This window comes from Ideonella azotifigens (assembly GCF_021043325.1).
Lineage (GTDB): Bacteria > Pseudomonadota > Gammaproteobacteria > Burkholderiales > Burkholderiaceae_C > Ideonella > Ideonella azotifigens.
This window is the reverse complement of the sequence record NZ_JAJNKD010000003.1, coordinates 454,276-469,119: the sequence shown is the minus strand read 5'-3', so window position 1 is coordinate 469,119 and position 14,844 is coordinate 454,276. Positions and strand designations below refer to the sequence as shown.

Here is a 14,844-nt window from a genome sequence, read left to right as displayed (position 1 = left end):
TTTCAGCCTTCGCGGCGGCTCAGCAGTTTGTCGCGCTTGAGCAGGGCCATCAACGGCCGGTCCGCCTGGGCACGCAGCACCGGCGCCACCCGCTTGAGGATGCTGCGGGCGCTGTTGCGGTCCCCGGCGGCATTGAGCGCGATGGCCTGGTCGCAGGCACACAGCGCCAGCGCGGTCCACACGGCAGGCTGCTCGCTCTGGCGCAGGAACTCGGCCAGGGCCTGGTTCAGCAGGTGGATGGCGTCGGCGCTGCCACGGCGCATCGCGATCAGCCCTTGTGTCCACAGCACCTTGCCTTCGCTCTGCGGCGGCAGCACCGGTGCGGCGTCCACGCGCGCCATCAAGGCCTCGGCCTCGGCCAGCTCGCCAAAGCGGGCCTGCGCCAGCGCGTGGTCCAGCACCCGCGAGGCCTCGTCACTCGAAGCCGCCTGGGCCTTGCCCATCAGGCGCACGAAGCCCGTGCGGTTGCCAGCGGCGGCATGCACCCCCGCCACCCGCGCCTCATACGAGCCCGGGCGCTCGGTTTGCTGGCTGCGCCACGGGGCCAGGTCTTCCAGCGCGCCGTCCAGGTCGCCCTGGCGCGCACGCAAGGTGGCCAGGCGCACTTCCAGGTCAAAGTCCAGCTGGCTGGTGAAGCGGCCACTGGCGCGCAACTCTCCGGCCAGGCCCACCATCTCGGACCAGCGACCCAGCGCGTCGGCCTTGAGCAATTGCTGGTAGCGGTCCGCGCGGCGGCGGCGCCAGGCGGCCTGCAGCATCGGCCACAGACCCGGCCGTTTGCGCCAGCGCAGGCTCAAGCGCTCGAGCTCGGCTTTGGTCGCCAGGTCCAGCCCCAGCCGGCCGGCCGGCACCGCAGGTGCCGCAGCGACTGGCAGGTCCTTGCCGAAGACGATCTCTGCCGGCCCGTCGATGTCCACCCAGTCACTGGCATGGCGATCGCTGACCGCCTCGACAAATCCTTGTTGAGCGCGAGCGTCGGACATCTTGGGGCGAAACATCGAAGAAGCCATGGATCGTGAGGTGGGCGCAAAAGAGCTGACCAAACAGGGGCGGCAAGCGCCGTTTGCCCGTCATCAGCAGATCGCGTACCTGACACAAACTGTCACCTTCGGCGCGGCCGCCACCCGGCCTTTCCAGCCTTCAGGCGCCTCACATCGGATTCAGCTCGCCATTGACGATCCAGGCCACGCCGAAGCGGTCCACCAACATGCCGTTGATCCGGGCCCAGAACTGAGGCTGCAAGGCCATGGTGGTCCGTCCGCCTTCGGCCAGGGCCTCGAAAGTGCGCTGGGCTTCGGCCACCGTGTCGAAGTTCAGGGTCAGTGACACGCCTTTCACACCCTCGTACGGCATGCCGGGCGGCACATCGCCGGCATACAGATCGCCGCCGCCTGGCAGCGTCAGCGCCGCATGCATCACCGCATCGGCCGTGAAGCCCGGCATGCGCTGGTCCGCCGGCAGGTCGGCGTTGCGCAGCAGCTTCAGGCTGCCTTGCAGCACACCTGCGTAGAACTGCATGGCCTCGGCGCATTGGCCGGGGAAGGCGAGGTAGGCAATGGGGTGCGGCATCGTGGCTCCTTGACGTGAATGGGAACGCAAGCCCGGGGACGGCTTGCATTTCCACGTCGAACAAGGGCCGGCGGTTTCGACAGGCCTCAGCCGTTTTAGACCAAGGGTTTGCCCGGCGCGTGGACGGTTACCTGCCGGACTCGCCCGCCATGAAGTCGCGCCTGAGCACGGCCAGCAGTGGCGCGTCTGCATGGGCACGCAGCACCGGCATGACATTTTTCAGCGTTGCCTTGGCTTGGGCCTTCTGGCCGGCGGCGTGCAGGGCCATGGCCTGGTCGCAGCTGCAAAAGGCCAGCGCGGTCCACACGGCGGGCGAGTCGCTGCGTTGCAGGAAGGCCGCCACGGCCTGGCTGAGCAGCCCCAGCGCACCGGGCCTGCCGCGGCGCATCGCGATCAGCCCCTGGGTCCAGGCGACAAAACCTTCTGCCATCGGCGGAAGCAGCGAGAGGTCCAGGCCGGCCATCAAGGCCTCGGCACGCGCCAGGTCGCCAAAGCGGGCCTGGGCCAGCGCATGGTCCAGCACGCGGGCTGGCTCGTCGCCGGACAAGGCCTGCGCCTGGCCCATGGCCTGCACAAACCCCGCACGGTCGCCGCCGGCGGCGTACACAGCAGCCAGCCGGGTCTCATACAGCCCGGGGTGGATGACCAGCCGAGACTGCCAGTCGGCCAGGTCCTCCAGTGCGCCGGGCAGGTCGCCCTGGCGGGCACGCACCGACGCAATCCGCACGTCCAGGTCGAAGTCCAGATTCGCGGCCAGTTCACTGGCGCTGCGCAGCCGGCCCGCCAGGCCCACCATCTCAGGCCAGCGGCCGAGTGCATGGGCCTTCAGCAGTTGCTGGTAACGGTCGGCATGGCGGTAGCGCCACAAGGCCGGGGCGAACGGCAGCGCCAGCAAGGCCACGGCGATCAGCATCCACGCCGGGCTGCGGGCCCAGATGCCGCCCGCCAGCAGCAGGGCGTCCACCATCAGCCAGACGCGGTTCTTGCGCGCCACGACCTGCAGCAAGGGCAGCAGGCCGGGCCGCTCGCGGAAGTGCAGGTGCAGCTTTGCGAGTTCTGCCTTGTCGGCCGCGCTCAGGCCTTGCAGGCTGGCCTCGTCCTGGCTGATCGCCACCTCCTGGTGCAGCACGACTTGCCGCAGCCCCTGGGCACGCAGTTGGTCGCGCGCCGCGCGTGCACTGTCGGCTTCGACAAAGCCTTGCCGGTCGCGGCCATCGGCCGTCTTGGCGCTGTAAAGCAGTTGAGCCATGGGTCGGGTCAGGAAGGTGGTCGTTCGCCGGACGATTGTCTGGCAGCACGCCGGCAGCGCATCCGCCATCCGGCCGCGCTTGGCTGCCGCTGGTCTGCCGTGATCCGCCGAGCAGGCATGGTTCAGACCGGCCCCTGCGTCACGGAGGGGAATGGAAGGCTGCGGCAGTCGATAACTGTATATTCATCCAGCCCCAAACACCCAACAGCTCCGTGGACCTGCAACGCAAACTCGCCATCCTGGCCGACGCCGCCAAGTACGACGCCTCCTGCGCCTCCAGCGGCAGCAAGCCGCGCGACTCGGTCGGCGGCCGCGGCATCGGCTCGACCGAAGGCGCCGGCATCTGCCACAGCTATGCGCCGGACGGCCGCTGCATCTCGCTGCTGAAGGTGCTGCTGACCAACTACTGCCTCTACGACTGCCTGTATTGCGTCAACCGCGTGACCAGCAACGTGCCACGCGCCCGCTTCACGGTGGACGAGGTGGTGCAGCTGACGCTGGACTTCTACCGGCGCAACTGCATCGAAGGCCTGTTCCTCAGCTCCGGCATCGTGCGCAGCGCGGACCACACGATGGCCGAGGTGGTCGAAGTGGCCAGGGTGCTGCGCGAGGAGCACGACTTTCGCGGCTACATCCACCTGAAGACCATCCCCGAAGCCAGTCCCGAGCTGCTGGCGCTGGCCGGCCGCTACGCCGACCGGCTCAGCATCAACATCGAGCTGCCCACCGCGGAAAGCCTGGCTCAGCTGGCGCCCGAGAAGGACGGCCGGGCCATTCGCCGCTCGATGGCCAGGCTGCGCGTGCACATCGACGACGCCAGGGAGGCAGCCGCGCCGCCGCCAGCCGTCGTCTCGCTGGCCGGACTGAGGCCCAAACGCGCGGCACCGCCGGTCTTCGCGCCGGCCGGCCAGAGCACGCAGATGATCGTCGGCGCGGACGCGACCGATGACCGCGCCATCCTGGTCACCAGCGCCACGCTCTACGGTGCCTACCGGCTGCGCCGCGTGTACTACTCGGCCTTCAGCCCCATTCCCGACGCATCGCTCGCCCTGCCCTCGCAGGCACCGCCGCTGGTGCGCGAGCACCGGCTCTACCAGGCCGACTGGCTGATGCGCTTCTACGGCTTTGCGCACGACGAGATCGTGCCAGCCGGGCAGGGCATGCTGGCGCTGGACATGGACCCCAAGCTGGCCTGGGCCCTGGCCCACCGCGAGCGCTTCCCGGTCGACCTGAATCGCGCCCCCAGGGAGATGCTGCTGCGCGTGCCCGGCCTGGGCGTGAAGACAGTTGAAAAACTGCTGGCCGCCAGGCGCAGCCGCCTGGTCCGTGCCGACGATTTGCGCCGGCTGCGCGTGCCGCTAAAAAACGTGATGCCGTTTGTCGTGCTGCCGGACCATCATCCCGGCGCGCTGCTGGAAGCGCAGGACCTCGCGGCACGGCTGCGGCCGGCACCGCAACAGGCTTCGTTGTTCGACGCTGAAGCAGTCGTCTGAACGCCATGCCGCTTGATCACACCGTGCAGCTCGCGCACGAGGCCGACCTGGCAGGTTTTCGTGCCGCTGCAAGGCGCCTGTGCCAGCAAGCCGTGCCGCCGGACAGCGTGCGCTGGCAGGTCGCGACCGCGGCCTCAGCTGACCTGTTTGCCCTGGCTGAACCGAGTGAGCCATTCGCGGTGAACCCGGCTGGAAAAAACGCCGCACCGCTCGCGGTGCCGGCCTTTTTCATCCCCCTCTGCGAGAGCGTGGCCCTGCATGCCGACAACGCCCGCTTCGCGCTGCTCTACCGGCTGCTGTGGCGCCTGCAGCGCGAACCCGGCCTGCGCAGCGACCCGCTGGACGCTGACCGCCTGCGCGCCGAGCAGATGGCCCGCGCGGTCACACGCGAGCAGCACAAGATGACGGCCTTCGTGCGCTTCCGGCCCCTCGCCGCCGACGGGCCATCGCAGGAAGAGGACGGTAGCCGCTGGCATGTCGCCTGGTTCGAGCCAGAGCACCACATCGTCGAAGCCACCGCGCCGTTTTTTGCGCGCCGCTTTGCGCAGATGCGCTGGGCCATCCTGACGCCTTCGCGCTGCGTGCGCTGGGACGGCCACGCCCTCGCGTTCGGCCCCGGCGCGCAGCGGGAAGATGCCCCCGCGGCCGATGCCGGCGAACAGCTCTGGCTCACCTACTACGGCCACATCTTCAACCCTGCGCGGCTGAAGCTGAAGACGATGCAAAAGGAGATGCCGCGCCGCTACTGGCACAACCTGCCCGAGGCGGCGCTGATCCAGCCGCTGGTGGCCCAGGCCGAGGCGCGCAGCGGCCGCATGGTCGATCAAGGCGGCACGGTACCCGCGCACCGTCGCCCGGCAGCCTCTTCGGCACTGGTGATCTCCCCGCCCACCTTGCTGCACGAAGGCATTGCCGCCAGCACCCCCATCGACTGGGACCTCGTGCGCGATGGCCCCGAACGCTGCCGCGCCTGCCCCATCGGCGCCTGCGCCACCCAAGCTGTGCCTGGCGAAGGCTCGCGCGAGGCACAGCTGATGATCGTCGGCGAGCAACCCGGCGAACAGGAGGACCTGCAAGGCCGCCCGTTTGTCGGCCCCGCCGGCCAGCTGCTGGACCGGGCTTTCGAAGCGCTGCACTGGCAACGCGACGAGCTCTACCTCACCAACGCCGTCAAGCACTTCAAGTTCGAGCTGCGCGGCAAACGGCGCCTGCACAAGACGGCGGCGCTCAGCGAAGCCCAGGCCTGCCTGCACTGGCTGGAAGCCGAGATCGCCTTGCTGAAACCGCAAGCCGCCATCGCCCTTGGCGCCACCGCCACCCGCGCGCTGCTGGGCCCCGGCGTGAAAGTGACCACCGCCCGCGGCCAGTGGTTCACCCGGGCAGACGGCTTGCCGGTGCTGGTGACGCTGCATCCATCGGCCTTGCTGCGCATGCCGATCAGCGAACATGACGCGGCCTTTGAACAGTGGCTCTTAGACCTACGGCACGCATCTCCATTTGCTGGGGTCAGGCCCCAATCTGGTCCCCTTCCGAAGGATCAGGCACTTGAGTGAACAAAAACACAGCATTTCCATCGCGTCGCGTCGCGACGGAGCGGCAAGTTGACACCCCGTCACGGCAAGCCTTGGCGGAGGTTCATGTCATCCCGTTGATGGATGGACCGACCACGCTCAAACAGCATTTCATGTGATAGAAGACTGCTCTGCAGAAGTACGGCCCAACATGCTGATCACACAGTGTGATCTTCGAGGCTCACAACTCAAGGAAACAACAGTGAATTTTCGGAAGCGCCAATGGCTGGTCACTTTGCTCGAGTTGACAGGTGTAGCCCTTGGGACATCGGCCTACGCCCAAACACGGTATGAAGCCTTGGACTTTGAGCCTCAAGGAGTGTCCTTCATCCAGCTTGGTGGATTGAATGACAAAGGCTGGATCGCCAGTTCTGGCGCCGCCGGCGGTGATGGACACACGGCGTACCTCACAGGGCCGAATGGCAGGAACAATCATCCCATCGGGGGCGATCCGGTCCAGTCGGTCAACGCGGTAAATAACCGCGGAATGATTGCAGGCTCCAGCACACGAGGAAGGCCCTTTGTTACTGGGATTCAGGGCGAGGGTCGAACAGATCTAGGAATACCAGTCGACGCGGAATACGGTCACGCCTATTCGATCAACGCCAAAGGTCAAGTGGTCGGTGACTACCAATCGGCGGCAGGCACCAAAAGCTTTTTGTATGACCCGCAAGGTGGATTAGTTACGTTGAATGTATTGAACATCAACAACCACCAAGCCATGGCCATCAACAAAGCCGGTGTGATCGTGGGTTCTTACGCAAATCCAGATTGGTTGCCCTATGTGGCAAAGCCACCTGAATACAAAGCGAAGAGCCTACTGAACAAAAAACTGGCAGTCAGCTATGCGCAAGCAACAGCAATCAACGATGCCAACACAGTGGTGGGCGCCTTCCGCGATTCGCTAGGTATGCCCGGTGCATTTATTTCACGAGATGGCAGTCCCATGCAAGATCTGGGCGCGCCAGCCGGGCTGTACATCACGCCAATGAGTATCAACGATAGTGATCTGATCGTGGGCTGGTACAGCTACACCTATGGTCCAACGATGAATGCCCATGCCTTCGCTTGTCAAAGCACCTGCTCAAATCTCATCGAACTCACAGACCTTGTCGAACTGCCGGATAACATCGTGCTGAATCAGGCGATCAGCGTGAACAGTTCGGGGCAAATCCTTGCCACTGCGTCCAATGGACGAGCCTATCTCCTTACGCCATTGAAGCAGAAGTAGAGATCAAAAGCGTGGCGTGGACTCATCCGCGCCACGCGATCCTGCACCTCAGCGCGTCTTCACCTTCTCAGGCAATTCCTTGGGCGCCAGCGCGCGCACCTGCTGCACCAGGTTGTTGTGCGCGTCCAGGAAGGCGGCGGCGATCACCTTGCCTTCGTTGGTATTGCTCCAGCCCATGCCGCCAAGGCCGCCGCTGCCGCCGAACGCCAGCCCGCCCACGCCCAGGTCGGTGGTGCGCGCGGCACCGGTGGCTGACGACAACTGCTCGGTGGTTTCGTTGTCGGTCAGCAGCAGCACGACCTGGGCCTCCTTGGTCTTCACGTGCTCGGCCGCGCCAGCGAATTTGTTCAACACCGGGATGGCGGCCATCACGCCGCCGAGTTGGCGGCCAGCGTCCTGCTCGGAGAAGGTCAGGCTGGGCACGATGCTGTACTGCGCCATGATGCCGCGGCCCTTCTTGACGTTGCCGTCCGCGCGCAGCACGCCCGCGTCCTTCAGCTCCTGCTCCTGCACCGTGGACTTCAGCCCGGCATTGCGGTCCACGATGCGGAAGCAGCCGCTCTGCTGCATGATGACCCGCACCAGCGGCAGCGGCGATTCCGGCAGCCCGCCGCGGCCAATGCCGGTGTAGCCACCCTGGTTCTCGACCAGCGAAACAACGGCCACCGGCGCGTCGCACTTCAGCAAGGCCTTGGCCGCATTGGTCGCGCCATTCGGCCCGCCACCGCCGCTCACCACCGAGCCGCCCTGGCCAAGCTCAACCCCTTGTTTGCCGCAACCGGCCAAGCCCAAGACCAGCCCTGCGGCCAGCAGGCCACCACGCGAAAGCAACATCGTTTCTCCTGCAACAACCCATCGGCGACAGCCGCCTCGCACGGGCGCAGGGACTCTAGCAGTGCCCGGCGATGCGCCTTCTCCCCACTAGGAGGGGACCGTGTATCAAGGTGTATCAACACACTAGGGGGAACTGGGCTCATGGCAGATCGAGGCCTTCAGAATCGCGATCCTCATATTCAAAGAACGAGGCTGCCATGTCCCAACGCCTGCTCCTGTCCGCCCTGCTGCTGTCCATCGGCGTCGGTTCCGCTTCAGCCCAAACCAGTCTCGCACCCAGCCTCGCGACCAACACGACCTACGCCGCCAAGGACATCGGCACGCTGGGCGCCTACCCGGTCACGCCGGTCCAGCTCAATGACAAGGCCTGGGTCACCGGCCGTTCGCCCAAGGGTCAGAACCAGGCGATGCAGGGCTTCCTCACCGGCCCGAACGCCAACAAGATGCGCCCATTGCCACGGCTTGACGGCAAGGCCAACCAGCCCAACGCGCTGAACAATCACGGCGTCGTGGTCGGGCGAAGCAACATGGGCCAAGGCGGCATGCATGCCTTCATGACGGGCGAGCAAGGCATGGGCATCCAGGACCTGGGTGCGCTGGGCGGCAACAAGAGCGAGGCGCTGGCCGTCAACAACTTGGGCCAGGTGGTCGGTTACGCCGAAACCTCGCCTGACTCGCCGAACGTGCGCGCCTTCCTGTACGACAGTGCCAGCCAAGCCATGCGCCCGCTGGGCCAATGCCTGTCAGACGCCAGCACCGCCAGGGTCATCAACGACCAGGGCGTGGTGGCCGGCACCTTCGCCTGCCAGCCCGACCCTTCGGTGCGCGTGTTCGTCGCCTCCCCGCCGGACTACGTCTTCGTGCCCTACGCGCTGGACGACCGCTTCGGCTACCAGGTCACCGGCATCGACCCGCAAGGCGTGGTGCTGGGCTATGTCTCCGACCACAAGTCCCGCACCCGCTCCTTCCTGGTCCGCCCCGGCATGGGCATGCAGGAACTCGCCACGCCCAGCAACTTCACCACCGTCGTCGCCTGGTCCCGCAACGAAGCCGGCACCATCGTCGGCCACTCGCTGGACGGCCACGACAACGCCGCCCGCGCCTTCGTCTGCAGCGGCGACTGCAGCGACCTCACCGACCTGAACAGCCTGGCCACGCTGCCCGAAGGGGTCAAGCTGACTGACGCCCGCAGCGTCAACCAAGCCGGCCAGATCCTGGCCAGCGGGTCGGATGGGCATGGTTACCTGCTCACGCCTGCGAACTGAGTCTCGCCAGGCCACCCCTTTCTCGAAAGCAGTACCCACCCTCCACCCACTGCAAACCAGCTTCATGCATCCAAACCCGTCTCTTCGCCTCCTTGCCGCCGGCCTGCTGATCGGCCTCGCTCAATCGGCCACGTCGGCCGCGCCGACCTACAGCGTCAAGGACATCGGCCCCATCAATGGCTCAATCAAAGCCGCCGCAATGAACGACAAGGGGTGGATCACCGGTACCAGCTCGAACTTGCCGGACGGCGCCAGTGGCGCTTTCATCACCGGCCCGGACGGGAAAAACCCGCGGCCGTTGGGCGATGACCTCCGCCCCTATGCGATCAACAACCACGGGGCCATCGTCGGCACGTTCAACGATGCCAGAGGCGAGGTGCGTGCCTTCGCTTCGGGCAAGCAAGGCAGCGAGCCGCACGACATCGGCACGTTGGGAGGTGCCAGCGCCGGTGCGCTAGCCATCAACAATCACGGTCTGGTGGTTGGCTACGCCGAGACCGACCTGGGATCGCAAAACATCCGTGCATTCAGGTACGACAGCGACACCGGGAAGATGACCGTACTCGGCAACTGCCCGATCGCCGCCAGCAGTGCGCAGGCGGTCAATGACAAGGGCGTAATCGCCGGCAACTTCTTCTGCCAGGAAACCGACCCCATCCAAGTGTTCATCGCGTCCCCGCCAGACTACAACTTGGTGGGCTACGCCCTGCAGGATGCATCCAACTTCCAAGTCAATGCCATCAGCCCCCGAGGCAGCGTGATCGGCACCGTCAGCGCTTCAGGGCACCCGACACGATCGTTTGTGATTCATCCAGGCAAGCAGATCGAGGTGCTGAGAACACCCGAGGATTTGCTGATGACCATGGCAAACGGGCTCAACGACGCCGGCGCCATCGTTGGCATCTTCGAAGCCAATCCATCGGGTGAATTCCGCGCTTTCGTCTGCAACGGCGACTGCAGCGACCTGACCGATCTCAACACCCTGGCGACGCTGCCGGCCGGTGTGCTGCTGACGCAGGCCATGAGCATCAATGCTGGCGGCCAGATCCTGGCCACCGGCTCCGATGGACACGGGTATTTGCTGACGCCAAAGCCCTGATCGCAGGCGGCCACGCCGCCGATGTCGCTTTTCCCAAGCCAATCTCGTTCTCCTCCATGACCAGGTCCATCGGACCCGGTCCACAGGGGAGCAGGAATGGACGGGATTTGCAAGGCGGTGCTGACGGCTGCCGTGGTGTGGCTGGTGATGGGCGCGGTGCGGCATGGTGGGCACCGGCTGGCGGGTGTTGCAGCAGCGCTGCCGACCATCACCGCACCAACGCTGGCCTGGCTGGCGCATGAGCAAGGCGTGGTGTTCGCGACCCAGGCGGCAGTCGCCAGCGTGGCGGCTTGCGCCATGCTGGCGGTGTTCGCCATGGTGTATGCGCTGCTTGCGCAGCGTGGCGGCGCGGGGCGGGCGCTGGTGGGCGGACTGGCCGCCGCGGCAGCGTTGGCCTGGCCGGTCTTCGCTGCCAGCGCGCAGCTGGCAGACGCGCTGGTGCTGGCGTTGGGCTGTTGCGCAGTGGCCTGGTACACGATCCGGCGGCATGGCGCACACAAGGGCGCGCAGCGGGACTCGCGCTGCAGCCGGGCCTGCGCTGCAACGGCGGTGGGCGGCATCACCGCGTTGACGACCACGCTGGGCCCGCTGATCGGCAGTTTTGCCGCCGGGCTGATGGCCTCGCTGCCGCTGATCAGCGGGGCGGTCGCGGTGGTCGAACATTCGGCCAGCGGCCCGGCCGCAGCGGCGCGCTTCCTGCACGGCTATGTCGGCGGCCTGTTTGGCAAGGCGGCTTTCGGCACGGTCTTCGCACTGCTGGCCGCCCCCATCGGCGCGCCGTGGGCCTTGCTGTGGGCCTGCGCCAGCGCCTGCGCAGTGCCACTGCTTTTCGCGCCCTCGCGGACTGCGGCCCACGCATGACCCTGGCTGGCACGACCGGGCAACCCTGCCTGAAACAGGGCCGCGTATCGTTTTCGATACCATGCGGCTTCCACAAGTGGAAGACACGCCGGCATGGGAGAAGTCACGCTTTTGATCGGACGCGCACGCGAAGGCGACCGCGCTGCCATCGACCGAATTTTCGAGTTGCTGTACCCGGAGCTGCGACAGATCGCCCACCGCCGTCTGTCGCGCGGCGCACGGGACGGCCTGATCGAAACCACGGCACTGGTCAACGAGTGCTACATGAAATTCGTGCAGCGGGACCGACTGGCCCCTTCCGACCGTGCGCATTTCCTGGGCTATGCCGCGGCCGTGATGCGCTCCATCATCGTGGACGCCGCACGCGCCGCGCAGAGCGACCGGCGCGGCGGCGATGTGCAGCAGGTGACGCTCAACTCCGAGTTGCTGGGCAGCATTGCCGATCCGGCCGACGAGATCCTCGAAGTGCACGCCGCGCTGCAGGACCTGGACGCGGTGGATGCGCGGCTGGCCCGCGTCGTGGAGATGCGCTACTTCGGCGGCATGGAAGACGCCGAGATCGCCGAGGCGCTGGGGCTGTCGCGCCGTACCGTGAGCCGGGACTGGGACAAGGCCAGGCTGCTGCTGGCGCACGCGCTGCGGGGCTGACGCCGCAGCGTCCGATCAGGACCCCTTCATGAAGCCGCTCACCCCGTTTGCGGCACAGTGGTCCGCGCTCAGCGCGTTGCTCGACGAAGCCTTGAACCTGCCCGCGCCGGACCGCGAGGCCTGGCTGGCCGGGCTCAGCGGCGAAAGGCTCACCCACCGTGAGGCGCTGGGCGCGCTGCTGGCCCGCCAGGCCGACATCGAGACCGGCGACTTCCTCTCGGCGCTGCCGTGGCTGGAGCCGCCGTCCTCGGCACCCGGCCACGGCCTGGGCCCAGGCAGCGAAGTCGGCGCCTATCGTTTGATCGAGGCGATCGGCCAAGGCGGCATGGGCTCGGTCTGGCTGGCCGAGCGCGCCGACGGCCTGGTGCAGCGCCAGGTCGCACTGAAGCTCCCTCGCGTGACCTGGGGCGACACCTTCGCCGAGCGCCTGGCCCGCGAACGCGAGATCCTGGCCTCGCTGGCCCACCCGCACATCGCCCGGCTCTACGACGCGGGTGTGGACGCCCACGGCCGCCCCTACCTGGCGATGGAATACGTGCAGGGCGAGCCCATCGATGCCTACTGCCGCCACCACGCGCTGCCGCTGCGCGAACGCGTGGCGCTGCTGCTGCAGGTCATGGCCGCCGTCGCCCACGCGCATGCGCGGCTGGTGGTGCACCGCGACCTGAAGCCCAGCAACATCCTGGTCACATCCGAAGGCCAGGCCAGCCTGCTGGACTTCGGCATCGCCAAGCTGCTGGACGGCGAGCAGACCCAGGCCACCGCGCTGACCGAGCAGTCCGGCCGCGCCTTGACGCTGGACTACGCCAGCCCCGAGCAGATCCGCGGCGAGCCGCTGGGCACGGCGAGCGACATCTACAGCATGGCCGTCGTCGCCTACGAGGTGCTGGCCGACGTGCGCCCCTACCGCCTCAAGCGCGGCAGCGCCGCCGAGCTGGAGGAAGTGATCGCCGGCGCCGAAGTGCCATCGGCCAGCAGCGCCAGCACCGACCCCGCGCTGCGCAAGCAACTGCGCGGCGACCTGGACGCGATCCTCAACCATGCGCTGAAGAAGTCCGCCGCGGAGCGCTACCCGACGATGGAAGCCTTCGCGCAGGACCTTCGGCGTTGGCTGGACGGCGAGCCGGTCCAGGCACAGCCGGACCGCATCGCCTACCGAGCTGCGAAGTTCGTCGGGCGGCATCGGCTGCAGGTGGCAGCAGGGGCTGCAGTGGTAGCAGCGCTGGTCGCCGGCACTGGCATCTCCGCATGGCAGGCCCACGAGGCGCGACGCGCGGCCGCGGAGGCGCGGACACAAACCGCCACCGCTGCTGCAGTGAAGACCTTCATGGAACGGGTGTTCCTGGCCAACTCAGGAGATCAGGCTGACCCAAAGCGCGCACGAGAGATGACTGCTCGCGCTTTGCTGGACCAGGGCGCAGCGCGCTTGGAAATCGACCTGCGCAATGCGCCGGAAGCGCGACTACAGCTCTACGCCACACTAGCTGGGCTCTACGGCGAGATGGAACTTAAGGAACAGGCCTACTCGCTCGCGGACAAGCGGCTTGCACTGGCAAGAGAACTGCACGGCGTACCCAGTTTGGCAGTAGCACAGGCACTCATCGCACGAGCACAGTTTTTCGTTACAGGGGACAAGCAGAAAGAAGCGTTGTCACTGCTTTCTGAGGCGACAGCTTCGATGAATGCGGTACCGCCATTGGACCCGGATTACGCAAGCACGCGCGTAGAGCTTGGCGTCACCCTGGCTGACGCCTACCAGCGGCAGACACCGTTGCAGGCTCTACCGTATGCCGAACGTGCGGTGACATCTGCCACGGCTCAACAATTCCCAGGTCAACGGGTCAAAGCGCTGCGGATCCAGGCAGATGTGCTGTCGCGATTGGAGCGAAATGCGGAAGCGCAGGCTGCATTGAAAGAAGTCGCCTCAATGATCGAAGGGGATCACAGCCTCGGGTGGCACGATGTCGTTGATGTCTATTCAAACCTCGCCGATCTTCAAAGTCGGGCCGGACAGAGGGCCGATGCCGAAGCCTCTTACAAAAGGGCGTTAGTGTTGTGGAGTGACGGGGCTGGTGCGACTCAGGATTTGGCCATCATCCATAACCGACTGGCGATTTCTCACTACATCAGCGGCCAATACGCAGAGGCGGTTGAAGCGAGTAGAACCTCGGCTGAGTGGGCGCGGCAACTCCCTCCTGATACGCCGCTTGGGTTGTTCCCGGCTACTTTTCTGGGAAACCACGGGCGTGCGCTCAACGCCTGGGGACATTCCGAGGAAGCACTTTCCGTCATCAATGAAGGCCTTGGGATGATCGCGCACCGCCAGCAGGCGACAGGCCAGCCTGCAGTCGAACACGAAGGGCCGCTACAGGCCTTTCGGGCTGAGGCGCTGATTGACCTCGGCCGGCTCTCCGAAGCTGAACATGCCGTGAAGCGCTGCTGGGAATTGCTTGGGGATAACCGAACCCATCAAATCACATTTGCGAACAATGCACGCCGCGCATTTTGGGTGGCCAGTGGGCAGGCAAACAAGGCGCTGGACGATTTCAGCCAGAGCCCGCGCCCTTCGAGTCCAGACCCCAGTGCTACGGCTCGGTGGCGGGCTCAGCAAGCGATGTTTGAGATGGCCGCCGGGGACGCTACCGCTGCGCAGCATGATGCAGAAGCTGCGTTGGCAATGATTCACGAGGACCCAAACCGCGCATACCTTCGATATCCAGAGGGTATCGCCTCGTTCGCCTTGGGTCAGGCCCTGCTTGCACAGGGAGATGCCAAATCGGCGACAGCTGCGCTGACCCATGCAGAGGAGCTGTATCGGGGAATGTATGACGCCGTCCTCAGCCTGCAATTGGCTCGGTTGCTGTCCGTGCAGGCTCGGGCGCTTGACAGAATTCAAGACACGGAAAATGCCAAACGAAAGGAAGCAGAGGCGCGAGCCATTCGCGCAAGACACCGCGGTGACGTGGTGAAATCTCCTCGCTGAAACTATCAGTGCATGCACGCAACTGGTGGGCTATAGCGGCG

Annotated in this window: 12 protein-coding genes; 8 read left to right on the top strand and 4 right to left on the bottom strand. The window is 66.2% G+C overall.

The genetic code is table 11. The annotated features are described in order from the left end of the window. Positions 1-2: 2 nt before the first annotated feature. From LRH25_RS10200 to LRH25_RS10190, 3 genes are all read right to left on the bottom strand, one after another. The gene (locus LRH25_RS10200) at positions 3-983 is read right to left on the bottom strand and encodes a hypothetical protein (protein WP_231011089.1); all 981 of its coding nucleotides are present in this window, start codon (positions 981-983) and stop codon (positions 3-5) included. A gap of 166 nt (positions 984-1,149) precedes the next feature. Then, a complete protein-coding gene (locus LRH25_RS10195) occupies positions 1,150-1,569 on the bottom strand; it encodes a VOC family protein (RefSeq protein ID WP_141287523.1) in 420 nt (139 codons plus the stop codon). A gap of 127 nt (positions 1,570-1,696) precedes the next feature. Next, entirely contained in the window at positions 1,697-2,818 is a 1,122-nt protein-coding gene (locus LRH25_RS10190) for a hypothetical protein (RefSeq protein WP_141287522.1), read from the bottom strand. A gap of 212 nt (positions 2,819-3,030) precedes the next feature. Between LRH25_RS10190 and LRH25_RS10185 the strand changes: the two genes are divergently transcribed. From LRH25_RS10185 to LRH25_RS10175, 3 genes are all read left to right on the top strand, one after another. Then, entirely contained in the window at positions 3,031-4,311 is a 1,281-nt protein-coding gene (locus LRH25_RS10185) for a putative DNA modification/repair radical SAM protein (RefSeq protein WP_141287521.1), read from the top strand. Between the two features lie 5 nt (positions 4,312-4,316). After that, a complete protein-coding gene (locus LRH25_RS10180; protein WP_141287520.1) occupies positions 4,317-5,864 on the top strand; it encodes a UdgX family uracil-DNA binding protein in 1,548 nt (515 codons plus the stop codon). Between the two features lie 169 nt (positions 5,865-6,033). Then, complete coding sequence (locus LRH25_RS10175) at positions 6,034-7,113, top strand: hypothetical protein (protein WP_141287519.1); 1,080 nt, start codon at positions 6,034-6,036, stop codon at positions 7,111-7,113. Positions 7,114-7,161: 48 nt separating this feature from the next. Here the strand turns inward: LRH25_RS10175 and LRH25_RS10170 are convergent, their stop codons facing one another. Next, positions 7,162-7,947 (bottom strand): CsgG/HfaB family protein, encoded by a 786-nt coding sequence (locus LRH25_RS10170; protein ID WP_141287518.1) that lies wholly within the window; start codon positions 7,945-7,947, stop codon positions 7,162-7,164. 197 nt (positions 7,948-8,144) lie between these two features. Here LRH25_RS10170 and LRH25_RS10165 point away from each other — a divergent pair, with 197 nt between their 5' ends. From LRH25_RS10165 to LRH25_RS10145, 5 genes are all read left to right on the top strand, one after another. Further along, the gene (locus LRH25_RS10165) at positions 8,145-9,212 is read left to right on the top strand and encodes a DUF3466 family protein (RefSeq protein WP_170200846.1); all 1,068 of its coding nucleotides are present in this window, start codon (positions 8,145-8,147) and stop codon (positions 9,210-9,212) included. Positions 9,213-9,276: 64 nt separating this feature from the next. Then, a complete protein-coding gene (locus LRH25_RS10160; RefSeq protein ID WP_170200845.1) occupies positions 9,277-10,311 on the top strand; it encodes a DUF3466 family protein in 1,035 nt (344 codons plus the stop codon). 96 nt (positions 10,312-10,407) lie between these two features. Then, positions 10,408-11,172, top strand: coding sequence for a hypothetical protein (locus LRH25_RS10155; protein ID WP_231011088.1), 765 nt, complete (start codon positions 10,408-10,410; stop codon positions 11,170-11,172). 93 nt (positions 11,173-11,265) lie between these two features. Next, positions 11,266-11,820, top strand: coding sequence for an ECF-type sigma factor (locus LRH25_RS10150; protein WP_231011087.1), 555 nt, complete (start codon positions 11,266-11,268; stop codon positions 11,818-11,820). Between the two features lie 28 nt (positions 11,821-11,848). Then, entirely contained in the window at positions 11,849-14,803 is a 2,955-nt protein-coding gene (locus LRH25_RS10145) for a serine/threonine-protein kinase (RefSeq protein ID WP_231011086.1), read from the top strand. The last annotated feature ends 41 nt before the right edge of the window (positions 14,804-14,844 follow it).